Below are 15053 nucleotides of genomic sequence, written 5' to 3'. Positions count from 1 at the left end.
GCGGCGTGCCTCACATGTGCGCCGGCAGCCACGTCACCAGCTGCGGCACGGCCATCAGCAGCAGCGTGAATGCGATCATGATCAGCGCGTACGGCAGCGCACCCCAGATCGCGTCCTGGATGCCGCCCTTGTCGGGACGGATGCCATGCACCACGAACAGGTTCATGCCCACCGGTGGCGTGATCAGGCCCAGCTCGCACATCAGCACGATGAAGATGCCGAACCAGATCGGGTCGACGCCTACGGCAATGGCGATCGGATAGGTGATCGGGATCGTCGCCACCTGCATCGACAGCACGTCCATGAACATGCCCAGGATCAGGTAGAACACGATGAGCGCCAGGATCAGCCCCGTGGCCGACAGGCCCTGGCTCGCGACCCACTTCGTCATCGACTCGGCCACGCCCGTGAGGCTCACCGTCAGGTTGAGGATGAAGGCGGCCACGACGATCAGCAAGATCATGCCGCTCACGCGCGCCGTCGAGATGAAGCAGTTGCGCAGCAGCTCCCAGTTGAGCTTGCCCGACTGCCAGACGAAGCCCAGCGCCGCGAGCACGCCCAGCGCCGCGCTCTCGGCCGCCGTGGCGATGCCGAAGTACAGGCTCCCCATCACGATGCCGAACACCACCGCCGGCGGCACCAGGTGCACCAGCACGCGCAGCCGCTCGCGCATCGGCACCTTGGGCTCGCGCATCGCGTTGCCGCTGGCCAGGCTCGAGACGGCGATCCAGACCATGAAGCTCAGCGTGAGCAGCAGGCCCGGAATGATGCCGGCGACGAACAGCTTGCCGATCGAGTTGTTGGTGAGCGAGCCGTACACGATCATGTTCACGCTCGGCGGGATCAGGATGCCCAGCGTGCCGCCCGCAGCCAGGCTGCCCAGCGACGCGCGCATCGGGTAGCCGCGCCGCTGCAGCGACGGCAGCGCCACCGTGCCGACCGTGGCCGCGGTGGCCACCGACGAGCCCGAGGTGGCCGCGAACAGCGCGCAGCTGCCGATGTTGGTGTGCAGCAGCCCGCCCGGCAGGCGGCCCAGCCACGCCGACAGCGCGATGTACATGCGGTCGGCGATGCCCGAACGCAGCAGCAGCTCGCCCAGCAGCACGAACAGCGGCACCGACGTGAGCAGGCTCTCGTTCTGCACGCCCCACACGACCGGCGCGATCGAGTCCATGAAGGGCGCGCCGTAGGCGGCAATGCCGCCGATGATGCCGATGGCCGCCATCGACACCGCGATCGGCAGGCCGAGCAGCATCAACGCGAGCATCGCGAAGAATGCGAATCCGATCAGGGCAATGTTCATGGTGCGGCTCCTTCGGCGTGCTGCCGTGCCTTGAGGTCGTCGAGTTCTTCCTTCAGCTCTTCTTTCGCGCTCTTCGGATGGAAGTCGCTGTTGAGCTTGCGGATGTCGCCGCTGGCCAGCAGCCGCGTCGCGCGCCAGGCCAGCGCGCAGGCCACGAGCGCGAAGATCACGAGGCCCGCGTACCACACGCCTTGCGGAATGATCAGCGGCGTGGCCCACGGCGTCTGTGCGGTGCTGCGGTAGGCCGTCGTGTCCTGGATCACCTTGAACGCGACCCAGGCGATGAACAGCGCGAACACCGCGAGCGAGACGATCGAGAGCCAGTTCAGCAGCGCCTGCACGCGCGGCGGAAACTTGTCGTGGAACACGTCCACGCGGATGTGGTTGCGCCCCAGCAGCGACAGGCTGAAGGCCAGCGTCGAGCCGACCGCCAGCGCGTAGCCACCCAGCTCGTCCGCGCCCTGCAGCGAGACGTTGAACAGCTTGCGCGAGATCGTCTCGATGGCGACGATGAACGCCAGCCCCAGGAAGATCGCGCCGAAGGCCGTGGCCAGCACGGTCTCCATGCGGGCCCTGAAGTCGGCGCGCGGGGCGGCGGCCTGGGCGGGTTGCCGGTCGCGGGTCATGGCGGCGCTGTTCATTGCAGGCCCAGCACCGGTGCCACCGTCGCCTGCCAGGTCTTCAGGCAGGTCGGGTTCGACTTGTTGCACACCTCGGCCCACACCGGCAGCGACACCTTGTTGACCGCGCCGCGCAGCAGCTCGGTGTCGGCGGGCGCGACGGGCACGTCGATCAGCTTGAACTTCTTGCCGGTGGTGCACGGGTCCTTGCCGGCGTTGCAGTTCAGCGCGTCCTTGAAGAGCTCTTCGGAGTACTTCCACATGTCGTCGCTCAGCGTGTCGAAGGCCTGCTTCATCTTGACCTTGGCCTCGGGCGCCAGCGCGTTCCACGACTTCATGGTCATGCCGTAGCCGTTCAGGGCCATCTGGAAGCCGATCGGCATCTGGTGCGTCGTCACCTCAGGCCAGCCGGCCGAGTTGGCCGAACTGGGGCCGGTGATGGCGCAATCGACCACGCCCAGCGACAGCGACTGGTGCGTGTCGGCGAACGACACCGGCACCGGCGTGCCGCCCACCATCTCGATGAACTTGGCCAGGTTCTGGTCGTACACGCGGACCTTCAGGCCCTTGATGTCGGCCAGCTTGGCGATCGGCTTCTTGCAAAAAAGAATCTGCGGGCCGAAGGGCCACACGGCCAGCAGCTTCACGCCGAACTGCGCCTGCAGGCGCGCATCGGCCGTGTCGAAGTAGGCCTTGGCCACCTTGCGCCCCGTGACGTAGTCGGGCGCCGCGCCCACCAGGTCCAGGCCGAGGATCGTGGGCTCGTCGCGCGAGTTCTGCGACACGCGCAGCGAGACGAGGTCGAACAGGCCCGCCTTCATCACGCGCAGCTGCTCGGTGTCCTTGATGCCCAGCGTGTCGATGGGCTTGTAGTCGACATCGATCGGCAGCCCGGTGCGGGCCGCGAAGTTCTCGAAGAAGGGCTGCTCCTTGTTCTTCTGGAGCAGGCCGGTGGCCAGCGGCTGGCCGATGGCTTTCATCTTGATGCGGTCTTGCGCGTGGGCCGCGGGCAACGCGAGCACCACGGCCAAGGCAACTGTGGCGAAGGACTTGAGGCGAAGGTAAAACGGCATGAAAACTCCAGCAGAGGTGGGTAGGAGGGAACGGGACGACATCGAATGAAAGACGTGCCATTGAATCCCGCAGCGGCGCAGCGCAGCGGACTATCCCGCTGCGCGGGACAGCCAAAAAAACTGGTTTGGAATCAAGCACTTGGCGCGTTGCGCCAGTGGAAGACGCGCCGAAGACGAGGGGCCTTCAGCGACCGCCGTAGGCGGCGGTGATCTCGTCGGCGGCGGCGCGCACGGTGGCGCCCAGGTGCAGGAAGTCGGTGCTCTTGATGCGCTGCGTCGGGCCGACCAGCGAGATCGCGCCGAAGGGCTGGCCATGCTCGTCGCGGATGGCCGCGGCAATGCAGCGCAGGCCGACCGCGTTCTGCTCGTCGTCGATCGCATGGCCCGCGCGGCGCACCTCGCCCAGCGTTTCATGCAGCCGCGAGGCGCGCGCGATCGTGTTGTTCGTGAGCTTGGGCAGGCCGTAGGTGCGCAGGTACTGCAACACGTCGTCCTCCGACATCGCCGCGAGGATCGCCTGCCCCATCGCGGTGCCATGCAGCGGCGCACGGAAGCCCGGCTTGCCGATAGCGCGCATGAGTTCGCGGCTCTCGACCTGCGTGACGAACACGATGTCGCCCAAGTCGGCAATGCCCAGGTTGATGCTCTCGCCCGTGCTGTCGCGCAGCCGGCGCATCACCGGCAGCGCGAGGTGCGCGATGCGGCGGCGCCGCCCGAAGGCCGCGCCCACCGAGAAGCAGCGCACACCCACGTACCAGAGGTTCGTCTCGCGATCGAACTGCACGAAGCGCCGCTGCTCCAGCGTGGTGAGCAGCCGGTGCGCGGTCGACGACGACAGCCCCGTGTGCGCCGCGATGTCGACCAGCCGGAAGCCTTCGTCGTCCTCGGCAAGGAGTTCGAGCAACTGCATGGCGCGCGTGAGCGACTGCACGGTGCTGTCGTTGTCGCGGTCGATGCGGGTGACTTTGGGGGTCTTGGTGGGGGTGCGCGGCGAGCTGGCAGTCATGGCGGGCGTTGTGCAAATTGCGTGCCATCCGGCCTGCCCGTCCGGCACGCCATCCGGTCGCCGATGGTCTGCGACAACGCGCGCGTCAAAAACAGTGTTTACACTGATGTCGACATTTCAATGCAACCCCGGCACGATGGGCCGCCGCGCGCCGCCTGCAAGGGGCGGCCGTGGCAGCGGTGGCTGGCCTTACGCCAGGGGCAATTCGCGCATGAGGTTGCTGCGCACCCACGTGAACGCGCCCGAAGCGAGGTTGCTGGCCTGCCAGCGGCGGAATTCGGGGTCGGCGGACAACAGGTCCGTGACCTTGGCGTACGCCGTCGCGTTCTCGAACTGCACGGTCAGGACATAGTTGCCCAGTTCGCCTGCCGCCACGCTCCAGAACTGCGGGTTCGACGCGCCATGTTTCTTCCAGAGCGCCGCGCCCGCCTTCACGGCGTCGATGACGGCCCCGAGATCGGCGCCGGAATTGGGTCGCAGAACATATCGCGCTTCGTAGGCCATGGAAGTCTCCTTCGTCACCGCAAGAGACCGACATTGAAGCACCGGGGCGCGCGCGGGGCAAACGGCATGTGTGGCGCCCGCCGCTGCGCGCTGCCCAGGCGGCGGCGGCCCCGAGGTCCACACGGCTGGCGGCTAATCCACCGTCACATTGCCCTCCTTGACCAGCCTGGCGAACTTGCCGGTCTCCGCCCGGATGCGCGTCGCCATCTCGCCGGGCGTGTCGCCGATCGGGTCCGCGCCGATCGCGTGCATGCGTTGCGCGAAGTCCGGCGACTTGATGATCTTCACCATCTCGGCATTCAGCTTGCTCACCACCTCCTTCGGCGTGGCGGCCGGCGCCAGCACACCGAACCAGGTGCCGATGTCGAAACCCTTCAGGCCGGCTTCTTCGAGCGTGGGCACGTCGGGCAGCACCGACGAGCGCTTGGCAGTGGTCACGGCGAGCGCGCGCAGCTTTCCGCCCTTGATGTGCTGCAGCACCGGCGTGATGGTGTCGAAGGACATCGCCACCTGGCCGCCCAGCAGGTCGGTGGTCAGCGGGCCGCTGCCCTTGTAGGGCACGTGCAGCAGCCGGGCGCCGGTGCTGGTCTGGAACTGGGTGCCGATCAGATGCTGGGCCGTGCCGTTGCCGTTCGATCCGTAGGCGAGTTCGGTGGTCGACGCCTTGGCGAACGCCACGAGTTCGGCGACGTTTTTTGCGGGCGTGAGCGCCGCGTTGACCACCAGCACGTTGGGCACCATGGCGACGGTGGTGATGGGCGCCAGGTCCTTCTGGAAGTCGTAGGGCAGCTTCTTGTAGACGCTGGTGGCAATGGTGTGATGCACCGCGCCCATCAACAAGGTGTAGCCGTCGGGCTTTGCCTTGGCGACGTAGTCGGCACCGAGCGTGGCGCCCGCCCCCGGCTTGCTCTCGACGATGACCGCCTGGCCGAGGCTTTTCGACAACGCGTCGGCCAGTGCGCGTGCCAGCACGTCCGTCGTGCCGCCCGAGGGAAACGGCACGACGATGCTGATCGGCTTCGACGGCCAGGCGTCCTGTGCCGAGGCCCAGGGCACGAGCAAGGCGCCGGCCGTGGCGGCAACCAGCTGGACCACGCGGCGGCGCATGAGGGGGGAAGAAAGCTTCGTCATTGTTTTATGTCTCCGTGCACGTCGCCCGGTGCGCGGGCCAGGCCACGCATCCGGGGATCGTTTGTTGAAATGAATCGAAAGATGCGGTGGCGCCCTCAAGCCGCCTTGCGCGGCGCGCCAGCGGCGAGCCGTGCGGTCATGGCCCGCGTGACCTCGGCCGTCGTGGCCTCGCCACCCAGGTCCCGCGTGTGCAGTGACTTGTCGGCGGTGACGGCCTCGATGGCCTGCATCACTTGCGCCGCGGCCTCGGTTTCGCCGAGGTGCTCGAGCAGCATCACGACCGACCAGAAGGTGCCGACCGGGTTGGCCAGGCCCTTGCCCATGATGTCGAAGGCCGAGCCGTGGATGGGCTCGAACATCGACGGATAGCGGCGCTCGGGGTCGATGTTGCCGGTGGGCGCAATGCCCAGGCTGCCGGCCAGCGCGGCGGCCAGGTCACTCAGGATGTCGGCGTGCAGGTTGGTCGCGACGATGGTGTCCAGTGAGGCGGGCCGGTTGACCATGCGCGCGGTGCAGGCGTCGACCAGTTCCTTGTCCCAGGTCACGTCGGGGAACTCTTTGGATATCTGCAACGCGATCTCGTCCCACATCACCATCGCGTGGCGTTGCGCGTTGCTCTTGGTGACCACGGTGAGCAGCTTGCGCGGCCGCGAGCGGGCCAGGTTGAAGGCGAAACGCATGATGCGTTCGACGCCCGCGCGGGTCATCATGCTCACGTCGGTGGCGGCCTCGATGGGGTGGCCCTGGTGCACGCGGCCGCCCACACCGGCGTACTCGCCCTCGGAGTTCTCGCGCACGATCACCCAGTCGAGCTGGCCCGGCGCGCAGCGCTTGAGCGGGCCGTCGATGCCCGGCAGGATGCGCGTAGGCCGCACGTTGGCGTACTGGTCGAAGCCCTGGCAGATCTTCAGGCGCAGGCCCCACAGCGTGACGTGGTCGGGAATGTGCGGATCGCCCGCGGAGCCGAAAAGAATGGCGTCCTTGCCGCGCAGCGCATCGAGGCCGTCGTCCGGCATCATCACGCCGTGGGCGCGGAAGTAGTCGCCGCCCCAGTCGAAGTCTTCGAACTCGAAGCGGAAGCGGTCGCTGGTGGCGGCCAGCGCCTGCAGCACCTCGCGGCCGGCCGGCACGACCTCCTTGCCGATGCCGTCGCCGGGAATGGTTGCGATCTTGTAGGTCTTCATGAAGGGTCTGTGGTCGGTGAATGGAGTGGTGCCCACTCTACGAACTCGACAGCCCGCGGCATCGCGCCTAGAGTCAAAGCTTCGTTAACTTCAATTCAACAATGAGCCCGCATGGCCAGTGAGATCAACCCGACGGACCTCGGCTTTTTTTCGACGCTGGCTGCGGCCGGCAGCCTCAGCGCGGCGGGGCGCGAGCTCGGCATCACCACGTCGGCGGTGAGCAAGCACCTGTCGCAGATGGAAGCGCGGCTGCGCGTGAACCTGGTCGTTCGCTCGACCCGGCGCATGAGCCTCACGCCCGAAGGCGAGCTCTACCTCGAGCACGCGCGGCGCATCCTGGCCGACATCGAGAGCATGGGCGAACTGCTCGGCGTTTCGCGGGCCGTGCCGAAGGGCCTCTTGCGCGTCAACGCCACGCTGGGGTTCGGGCGCAGCCATGTTGCGCCGATGATCTCGAAGTTCGCGCACAAGTACCCCGAGGTCGAGGTGCAGCTGCAGCTGTCGGTCAACCCGCCGCCCCTGACCGACGATGCCTTCGACGTCTGCGTGCGCTTCGGCGCGCCGCCCGATTCGCGGGTGATTGCGCGGCGCCTGGTGGCCAACCGGCGCCTGCTGTGCGCCGCACCCGCCTACCTGGCGAAACACGGCACGCCCAAGGTGCCCGACGACCTGACGCGGCACAACTGCATCGGCATCCGCCAGGGCGAAGAGGCGCACGGGCTCTGGCGCCTGTCGAAAGGCCAGGGCAAGAGCGCGACGACCCACGCGGTCAAGACACGCGGCACGCTGACCACCAACGACGGCGAGATTGCCGTGAACTGGACGCTCGAAGGCCACGGCATCCTGATGCGCGCGGAGTGGGACATTGCCCGCTACCTGCGCAGCGGCCGGCTGGTGCAGGTACTGCGCCAGTACCACACGCCCGACGCCGACATCTACGCGGTGTATCCGCCGCGCCACCAGCTTGCGGCGCGGGTGCGCGCCTTTGTCGATTTTCTGGCGGTGTCGCTGGCGCAGCAGTCACCAGGAAAACTCGCGCCGGTCTGAGCGCAGGCGCGGGGTCTCGCCCGCCCTACGCGCTGCCCCAGCCCCCGCCGAGCGCCTTGTACAGGTTCACGGTGTTCACCGCCGCTTTCAACTGCAGTTCGATGAGTTGCTGCTGCCCGGTGTACAGCTCGCGCTGCGCATCCTGGCTCGAGAAGTAGTCTTCCATGCCGCTGCGATAACGCGTGCGCGAGATGCCGGCCACCTTCTCGAGCACCTGCACGCGCGCCTGTTGCGCCTCCAGCTGCGGCTGCAGGTGGTCGCCGGCGATCAGCGCGTGAGCCACTTCGCGAAAAGCCACCTGCGCCGCGGATTCGTACCCGGCCATCGCGGCGGCCAGCCGCTCCTGGTTGGCGCTTACGTTGGCGGAGCGGCGGCCCCAGTCGAAGATCGGCAGCGACACGCCCAGCACGCCGGCCCAGCTGCTGTTGCTGCTGGCGAGCAAGGTCGACAGCTCCTTGCTGACACCGCCGGCCAGCGCCGTGAGCGAGATGGTCGGCAGCATGGCGGCCTTGGCCGCGCCCACGCCCGCGTTGGCGGCCTCGACGCGCGCATAGGCCGCGAGCAGGTCCGGCCGGCGCTGCAGCAGGCTGGACGGCAACCCGGCCGCGACCTGCGCCGTCGAGTTCTCCGGCCAGGGCCGTGCGCTGCCCGTCTCGGGCGGCACGGGACGGCCGACCAGCACGTTGAGCCACTGCAGATCCTGCGCGACACGCATGCGGTATTCCTCCTGCCGCACACGCGCGTTCTGCAGCAGCGACTGCACCCGGTACACGTCGAGCTGCGCGGCGCCGCCGACGGCGCGGGCGCGACCGATCATGTCGGCGTTGGCGTTCAGCGCGGTCTCGTTGGCCATGGCCAGGGCGAGCAAGGCGCGGTCGGCGCGCAGCGTGAGGTAGGCGTTCGACACCTCGCCCACCAGGTTCATGCGCGCGGCGGCGTGGTCCTTGTCGCCGGCCTCGGCGAGCGCGCCGCTTTGTTGCGCGGCGCTTTGCTGGCGGCCGAAAAAGTCCAGCTCGTACGACATCACGCCCGCCTGGATGTCGAAGCTGTTCGACACGCGCCCGTCCGACGGCAGGTTGCCGACCGGGCTGAGCGAGCCCTGCGGCGTGGTCTGCGCCCGCTGGCCGTGCGCCGACAGCCCCACCTGCGGGAACAGCGAGGCGCGGCTGCCGGCATAGGTGGCGCGCGCCTCGCGGGCTTTCGCGGCATAGACGCGCAGGTCGCGGTTGTTGTCGAGCGCCGTGGCGATCAGGCCGCGCAGCTCCTCGTCCTGCACGAAGCTGCGCCAGTCCACGGGCTGCGCGCTGGGCGCCGTGGCGCCGGCCGGCCATTGCGTCGGCACCGTGAGGTCGGGTTCCTTGAGCGGCGGCGTGAGGTTGCAGCCGGTCGTCACCAGCACGATGCACACGGCCAGCACCGCGAGGAGCAGGCGCAGCGACAGGCGCGCAAAGCCCGCGCCCGGCGCGCGAATCCCCGCGCTCGCCATCAGGGCCGACGCTGCCTGCCAGGGCCGCACCTGCACCGCCACGTGGCTCGGCGGCACATTGAAGACGTGGCGCACGAGGTGCTCGCGCTGCGCCTCGGTGGCGGCAAACTTCAACTCGGCGCCCGCCCTGCCGCGCGCGGCGAGGTGGGCCGACAGCCAGCCGATCGGCTCGACATGCACCTCCAGCGGCTGACCGACGCGCAGGCGCTTCAGCAGGCCCCGGCCTTCGAGCAGCGCGCCGTCGGTCGCGATGTTGACGAAGCGCGACTCGCCCTCGCCCGCCGCCGTGCGCACCCGTGTCAGTGCGCGCCAAGGAAAGCGCTCTTCCTGCTGCGGGCGCGGCAGGTCGACGCAGGCCATGAGCGCGCCCAGGCACAGCACCAGCGCGATGCCGGTCCACACGAGGTTGAGCTGGTCGCCCGGCGTCAGCGCCGCGCCGCTCAGCGCCGCCATCGCGGCCGCGCCCTGCAGCGCCACGAGCAGGCCGCCGAAGACGCCCACCAGCTTCCAGTGCACCACCGTGCGCGAGCGGTCGAGCCCCTTGGCCGTCACCTTGAACGGATGGCCGAAAGGCTTCAGCATCGCGCGGGCCAGCGTGCCGCTCACGGCCATCGCCGCCACCAGCTGGCTCACCTCGCTGAACACGGGCAGGCAGCGCCGCTGGCTGATCCAGTAGCTGTAGGCCCAGAACATCATGAGCGACGGCAGGCCGTAGGCGGCAAAGGCCTGCGGCGTCGCATGGAAGGCGGAGACGCCGGCATACCAGTACAGCGCCGGCGCCAGCAGGATCAGCACCATGAACGGCTTGCCCAGCCAATGCAGCAGCCCGTGCACGAAGTGCAGCCGCGCCGACAGGCTGTAGCCCCGGCCGAGCAAGGGCCCGTTGGGCAAGAGCGCGAGCTGCACCGTGCCCAGGCACCAGCGGCTGCGCTGGTTGATGTAGTCGACGATGCTCTCGGCCGACAGCCCGTTCGACAGCCGCTCGCCGAGCCAGCGCGTGATGCGGCCCCGGCGCAGCAGCAGGTAGGTGGTGTGGATGTCTTCGCACACGCTGCCGACCGGGAACCCGCCCGCCTCGGTGATCGCGTCGCGCCGCACGATGAACGAGGTGCCCACGCAGAAAGCGGAATCGACCGCGTCCTTCGCGGGCTGCAGCACGTCGAAGAACACGCGCTGCTCGTCGACCCAGCTGTCGGTGGCGCGCAGGTTGTGCTGGATGGGGTCGGCGTTGTAATAGAACTGCGGCGTCTGCACCAGCCCCACGCGCTTGTCCTCGAACAGGCCGAGCATGCGGTAGACGATCTGGCGCTGCGGCGCGAAGTCGGCGTCGAGCACGAGGATGAACGGCGCATCGGTCACGCCCGCGGACAGGCGCAGGCCGTTGTTGAGGTTGCCGGCCTTGGCGTGGCTGTTGTCGGGCCGCCGCGCGTAGTGCACGCCGCGGCGCTCGCAATACTCGCGCAGCCAGTCGCGCCGCGTGTCGTCGAGCACCCAGACGTTCAGCCGCGGGTAGTCGATGGCCTGCGCGGCGATGATGGTTTTCTCGAGCACGGCCAGCTCTTCGTTGTAGGTGCAGATGAAGACATCGACGGCCGGCACATCGTCACCGCGAGCGCGCAATGCGGCCTCGCCCCGGTCGGCCTGCGCGCGGTTGTCGCGGCGCCGCATGAGCATGTGGATCGACATCAGCGTGTAGACGATGGCCGTCAGCTCGAAGCACAGGAACACCCAGGCGAACAGGGTTTCGAAGCCCAGGTCCGACGGCGGCATCGTCGCCACGATGCGCCAGACGGCGTAGCGCAGCAGCAGCAGCGCCGTCAGCGCGCCGAACAGCACGCGGTGGGACATGCGCTCGACTTTGGCCCAGGTCATGAGGAGCAAGGCGAGCCCCCCGACCAGTGCGTTGAGCTGGAATTCCGGAGTGGCGATCAGGCTGGACATGATGGAACGGCTCCCGAGGCAAGGGTCTTGCCGGTGAAAGGGTTGAAGCCCGTGGCGGCCAGGGCGATCCAGGCGGTCGCGCCGAGGTGGGGCCAGCGGTAGTAGAAGAAATCGGCCCCGGTCGAGTCGGGGCCGATGGCCAGGCCGGTGGAGATGCGCGCGCTCGGCGTGGCGTAGTACAGGCCGTTGCTGGCGCGCTGCGAGGCGAGCAGCTGCCACAGCGCCTCGGGCGCCGCGCCCTTGCGGGCCACCAGCGTCGCGGCGGCCTGCGCGCTGCCTTCGGTCCAGATGCCGTCGGGTTCGCGCGAGAAGCCGTAGCCCGCGCCGGAGCGGTGGTGCTTCTCCACCCAGTCGAGGCTGCGACCCCACGCGCAGGAGCCCTCGGGCGCCGCGAGCAAGGGCCACAGCTGCGCGTCGAGGCCGGAGCCTTCGGTGGAGACGGTGGCGCCATCCTCCTTGGTGCCGATGTGGAAGCGCTGTTCCGACGGGTTCCACATGCGGCCCACGAAATCGAGCGCGGTGCGCGCCTGCCGTTGCTCTGCCGCGTCGGGCTGGCCCTCGGCCCGCGCCGCGCGCGCGGCCCATGCGGCGGCCATCGCGATGTCCAGGTTGTGCTCGGTCGACTTCCAGGTCTGCGCGCGCTGCGCGTTGTCCCAGCCGTGGCGCCCGCCGTTGTAGCCGTCGGGGCCGTTCTTGGCGCGCGTGTTCTGCTCGGTCCAGGCCAGCAGCCGACGCGCGGTCGCCAGGTAGGCGGGCGTCGGTTCGGCCTGGTGCAGGTTCAGCAGCAGCAGCGCGGCCCAGGCCACGTTGCCGGTGGCGGTGCTGACCTGGTACGCGTCGGCGATCCACTGCTTGCGCCCGGCGTCCCAGCGGCCGGGCAGCGCGGGCTTTTCCTCGGTGACCGGCCCCGCGCGGTAGGCGTTGCGCACGCGCCCGTCGGGCATCGTCTGGTCGTGCGCCACGGCACGCACCACGGCATCGCCGATGCGCCGGGCGGCGGCACGGTCGCCGCACGCGAGCAGCGCGATGCCGGCCAGCGCGTTGTCGTAGGTGAAGCCGGCGCCCGCCAGCGCAGGCTCGAACGGCGGCTCGCCGGGCGCATTCGCCGGGCGGTAGCTGGTCAGGAACAGCGGCCCCGAGGCCGCGCTGCCCTGGTCCTGCGTGACGGCGCGCCGCAGCCCGTCGCAGCTGTCGCGCGCAAGGGCCTGCTGCGTGGGGCCGGACGAAGGCGCAGCAGCCGCCGCAGCGCCGGCAAGCGCGATCGATGCAGCGGCGCAGCGCGCCCCTCGGACGAGCGAAACAGGAATCGGCATGGCGTTCTCAGCTGCTGTGTGCTCAGGCCTTGGCCAAGCTGGCTGACACCACCTTGCCCGGCACGCACAAGGTCTGACGGCTGCCGTCTGCGGACTGCGGCGGCTCGGCCGCCTCGATGCGCGCCACGGCGTAGATGGAGCCCTGCTCGGCAAAGGGGAAAGGCACGCTGTAAGTGCTCTGCAGCGCATCGGAGGCCACGGGCAGCAGCTGCTCGACGCGCGCTGGCACCGCGACGTTCTCCGCCACCTTCACATCGAGCATCGAGCCGACGCTCAGGCGCTTGGCCAGCCGCGCGGGAAACACGGCGACGACGCCGATCCGGCTGCAGTCGGTCACGCGCACCAGCGACGCGCCCGCCGTGACGTACGCGCCCTCGGGCGTCAGCACCGTGTGCACCATGCCGGGCTGGGTCGCCTTGACCTCGTAGGCGGCGAGCTTGTCGACGCGGCGGCGCTCTTCCTCTTCGAGCTGCGAGATCTCCTTGAGCTGCTTGTAGATCGCAGTGCCGTCCTGGCGTGCGCGGTCGGTGCTGTTGCGCAGCGCTTCGCGCCGGCTGGCGAGCGTCTGGAACATGCTGTTGCCCCCGGTGCCCACGAAGGCGCCCTGGCCCGCGCTCGCCACGGTCTGCGCCTGCCCCGCGAAGGCCTGCTCGGCCACCGCCGCGGCGGCGCGCGCGGTGCTCAGCTGGGCTTCGGCGGCGTTCATCACCTGTTCGCTGATGGCGCCCTCTTTCAGCAGCGCTTCGTTGGTGCGCACCTTATTCTCCTGCTCGGCGACCATGCTGTGCGCCACGTCGCGCTGGCGTTGCGCGATCTCCCAGGCATCCCAGGTCTGCGCCAGCGAGGCCTGCCGCGTCACCTGCGCCTGCTGGCCGATGGAGCGCATCTCCTGGCTGTCGGTCTTGTACTGGTTGCCCAGTTGCGCCATCTGGCTCTGCAGGCCGAGGCGCTGCGTGGTCAGCGTGGTGAGGATCTCCTGGCTGACGGTCGGGTTGCGCACCGTGGCCACGAGCGTGCCGGGGGCCACCGCGTCGCGCGAGCGCACCGCCATCTGCGTCACCACACCGTTGATCGGCGAGGTGACGATGCCGACCGGCGCCTGCAGCACGGCCCGCGTGGCCTGCGAGGACATCAGCGGCTCGACCAGCGTGGCGACCATGAGCCACAGCACGAAGGCCAGCAGCACATAGCCCGCCAGCTTGGGAACGAGGGCGCCTCGCTGGCGCCGGCGCCGGCCGCGCCCGGCACGCGCTTGCGGCCTGGCGGGCTGTCGGCCCGGTTTCGATGGAAAAGGATTGGATCTGAGCACTCGCATAGCCACCTCTTGAAAACGTCGATGGCCTGCCATGTCCGGCATGCCCTCAGATGAAGAAAAAAGTCTTGACGCACCCCTGCCCGATCGCAGGTCCGCGCCTTCGATTTCTCGTGCTGCGGTGCAATAAAGTTACGCCCAAAGCGCGGCGCGAGCTGCTTCCGGGAGAAACAATATGTGCGAACTTCACATCTACTTTTCGGCCCCGGACCGGGCGAAGTCCTACATTGGTTTTGCTGCGTCGGGGGGTTGACACGGGCGGGAGGTGTCGGCACGCCGGAACGCCGCGGAATCGCGTTTGTCTCGGGAGACCGCAGGCGCGGCGGAACGCGCGAGCCGATGAAGCCGTCCGCCGGCGCGTGGCGCCAAAAACGCGGCGTGTGCGCCGCGATCAACAGGCCGTAACGATATTGCCGCGAATGGTCACAGCCGCCGCCAGAACGTGTGGCGGGCGCGCATCAGCGCTTGCCATGCCCGCAACAGCAGCGTGGGCTCAACACGGCGGCGCCGTCCCCAGGCGTTGCCGCACGGCCCACTCCTGGATGAAATACTCCGCGCGAAACTTCAGTCGCTCGAGCGCGACTTCACGGCTGGGCTGTTGCGCAATGACAAGCACGCACCGCTGGGCGGGACCCTCGCGCAGTTCTGCCTTGCCCGCGTAGGCGCCCTCGGCGGTCTGCTGCAGTTCGAGCCAGCAACTCCAGCCTTCAGGCAGACCCAGGTTGGCGAGGGCGGCTGTCATGGCACTTCCAGAATAGTTCGCCGCCGGGCGAGACTCAAATGCCGGGGCATTGACCCTGCCAGTCGTGGGTCGTGCGTCAAGGCCGCGTGGCCTGGCCGTTCAATCCAGCGTCGCAAGGTAGGCCGCGATGTCGCGCGCGTCCGCTTCGCTCATGCCCATCTCGGGCATGAGCGAAGCGGATCTACGGTATGTGTGGCGCGGCCATCGCACCATGTGTTCGGGCGTGTTGGCGAGCTTCCCGACGATGATGTCGCGCCGCGCGATACTGGCCAGCGACGGTCCCCCGTGCGGCGACGGGCCCGTGACGCCGGGGATGACGTGGCACGCATTGCAGGCTTACTGCGACAGCGCCCGCTGGCCACGCCGGACGCTGTCGTGGATGCTGTCGTTG

12 protein-coding genes and 1 pseudogene are annotated in these 15053 nt (G+C 69.0%); 1 reads left to right on the top strand and 12 read right to left on the bottom strand.

Annotated features, from left to right (window positions below; translation table 11 throughout):
* Nucleotides 1–10 precede the first annotated feature (10 nt).
* The 7 genes from IG196_RS12310 to IG196_RS12280 all read right to left on the bottom strand — a co-directional run bounded on the left by IG196_RS12310 (nt 11) and on the right by IG196_RS12280 (nt 6821).
* Nucleotides 11–1303, bottom strand: coding sequence for a TRAP transporter large permease (locus IG196_RS12310; RefSeq protein WP_192196382.1), 1293 nt, complete (start codon nt 1301–1303; stop codon nt 11–13).
* The gene (locus IG196_RS12305) at nt 1300–1944 is read right to left on the bottom strand and encodes a TRAP transporter small permease subunit (RefSeq protein ID WP_192196381.1); all 645 of its coding nucleotides are present in this window, start codon (nt 1942–1944) and stop codon (nt 1300–1302) included. The genes IG196_RS12310 and IG196_RS12305 overlap by 4 nt, the downstream gene beginning before the upstream one ends.
* Nucleotides 1941–2996 carry a TRAP transporter substrate-binding protein gene (locus tag IG196_RS12300; RefSeq protein ID WP_192196380.1) on the bottom strand — a complete coding sequence of 352 codons (1056 nt, stop codon included), beginning with the start codon at nt 2994–2996 and terminating at the stop codon, nt 1941–1943. The genes IG196_RS12305 and IG196_RS12300 overlap by 4 nt, the downstream gene beginning before the upstream one ends.
* Nucleotides 2997–3180: 184 nt before the next feature.
* Nucleotides 3181–4002, bottom strand: a complete 822-nt coding sequence (locus IG196_RS12295; protein ID WP_192196379.1) for an IclR family transcriptional regulator — start codon at nt 4000–4002, stop codon at nt 3181–3183.
* A 189-nt stretch (nt 4003–4191) separates the two neighbouring features.
* Nucleotides 4192–4506 (bottom strand): NIPSNAP family protein, encoded by a 315-nt coding sequence (locus IG196_RS12290; RefSeq protein WP_101493905.1) that lies wholly within the window; start codon nt 4504–4506, stop codon nt 4192–4194.
* Between the two features lie 132 nt (nt 4507–4638).
* Entirely contained in the window at nt 4639–5637 is a 999-nt protein-coding gene (locus tag IG196_RS12285; RefSeq protein WP_192196378.1) for a Bug family tripartite tricarboxylate transporter substrate binding protein, read from the bottom strand.
* A gap of 95 nt (nt 5638–5732) precedes the next feature.
* A complete protein-coding gene (locus IG196_RS12280; protein ID WP_192196377.1) occupies nt 5733–6821 on the bottom strand; it encodes a tartrate dehydrogenase in 1089 nt (362 codons plus the stop codon).
* Nucleotides 6822–6932: 111 nt separating this feature from the next.
* Here IG196_RS12280 and IG196_RS12275 point away from each other — a divergent pair, with 111 nt between their 5' ends.
* Complete coding sequence (locus tag IG196_RS12275) at nt 6933–7868, top strand: LysR substrate-binding domain-containing protein (protein WP_192196376.1); 936 nt, start codon at nt 6933–6935, stop codon at nt 7866–7868.
* A 25-nt stretch (nt 7869–7893) separates the two neighbouring features.
* On the opposite strand, the gene IG196_RS12270 is transcribed toward IG196_RS12275, so the two are convergent.
* From IG196_RS12270 to IG196_RS12250, 5 genes and pseudogenes are all read right to left on the bottom strand, one after another.
* Nucleotides 7894–11295, bottom strand: coding sequence for an efflux transporter outer membrane subunit (locus IG196_RS12270; RefSeq protein ID WP_192196375.1), 3402 nt, complete (start codon nt 11293–11295; stop codon nt 7894–7896).
* The gene (locus IG196_RS12265) at nt 11283–12608 is read right to left on the bottom strand and encodes a hypothetical protein (RefSeq protein ID WP_192196374.1); all 1326 of its coding nucleotides are present in this window, start codon (nt 12606–12608) and stop codon (nt 11283–11285) included. The genes IG196_RS12270 and IG196_RS12265 overlap by 13 nt, the downstream gene beginning before the upstream one ends.
* Before the next feature lie 22 nt (nt 12609–12630).
* The gene (locus tag IG196_RS12260; protein WP_192196373.1) at nt 12631–13923 is read right to left on the bottom strand and encodes an HlyD family efflux transporter periplasmic adaptor subunit; all 1293 of its coding nucleotides are present in this window, start codon (nt 13921–13923) and stop codon (nt 12631–12633) included.
* 490 nt (nt 13924–14413) lie between these two features.
* Nucleotides 14414–14662, bottom strand: coding sequence for a hypothetical protein (locus IG196_RS12255; RefSeq protein WP_101493910.1), 249 nt, complete (start codon nt 14660–14662; stop codon nt 14414–14416).
* A gap of 99 nt (nt 14663–14761) precedes the next feature.
* A pseudogene (locus IG196_RS12250) lies at nt 14762–14983 on the bottom strand (cytochrome C); the annotation flags it as partial.
* Between the last annotated feature and the right edge of the window lie 70 nt (nt 14984–15053).

Origin of the sequence: Variovorax sp. 38R (assembly GCF_014843395.1) — a bacterium.
In the GTDB taxonomy this organism is placed as follows: Bacteria; Pseudomonadota; Gammaproteobacteria; order Burkholderiales; family Burkholderiaceae_C; genus Variovorax; species Variovorax paradoxus_H.
This window is presented reverse-complemented; position numbering and strand designations above follow the sequence as displayed.

Coding starts and splice junctions, on each gene's coding strand:
- IG196_RS12310 (WP_192196382.1), bottom strand. CDS start 1,303: ATGAACATTGCCCTGATCGGATTCGCATTCTTCGCGATGCTCGCGTTG.
- IG196_RS12305 (WP_192196381.1), bottom strand. CDS start 1,944: ATGAACAGCGCCGCCATGACCCGCGACCGGCAACCCGCCCAGGCCGCC.
- IG196_RS12300 (WP_192196380.1), bottom strand. CDS start 2,996: ATGCCGTTTTACCTTCGCCTCAAGTCCTTCGCCACAGTTGCCTTGGCC.
- IG196_RS12295 (WP_192196379.1), bottom strand. CDS start 4,002: ATGACTGCCAGCTCGCCGCGCACCCCCACCAAGACCCCCAAAGTCACC.
- IG196_RS12290 (WP_101493905.1), bottom strand. CDS start 4,506: ATGGCCTACGAAGCGCGATATGTTCTGCGACCCAATTCCGGCGCCGAT.
- IG196_RS12285 (WP_192196378.1), bottom strand. CDS start 5,637: ATGACGAAGCTTTCTTCCCCCCTCATGCGCCGCCGCGTGGTCCAGCTG.
- IG196_RS12280 (WP_192196377.1), bottom strand. CDS start 6,821: ATGAAGACCTACAAGATCGCAACCATTCCCGGCGACGGCATCGGCAAG.
- IG196_RS12275 (WP_192196376.1), top strand. CDS start 6,933: ATGGCCAGTGAGATCAACCCGACGGACCTCGGCTTTTTTTCGACGCTG.
- IG196_RS12270 (WP_192196375.1), bottom strand. CDS start 11,295: ATGTCCAGCCTGATCGCCACTCCGGAATTCCAGCTCAACGCACTGGTC.
- IG196_RS12265 (WP_192196374.1), bottom strand. CDS start 12,608: ATGCCGATTCCTGTTTCGCTCGTCCGAGGGGCGCGCTGCGCCGCTGCA.
- IG196_RS12260 (WP_192196373.1), bottom strand. CDS start 13,923: ATGCGAGTGCTCAGATCCAATCCTTTTCCATCGAAACCGGGCCGACAG.
- IG196_RS12255 (WP_101493910.1), bottom strand. CDS start 14,662: ATGACAGCCGCCCTCGCCAACCTGGGTCTGCCTGAAGGCTGGAGTTGC.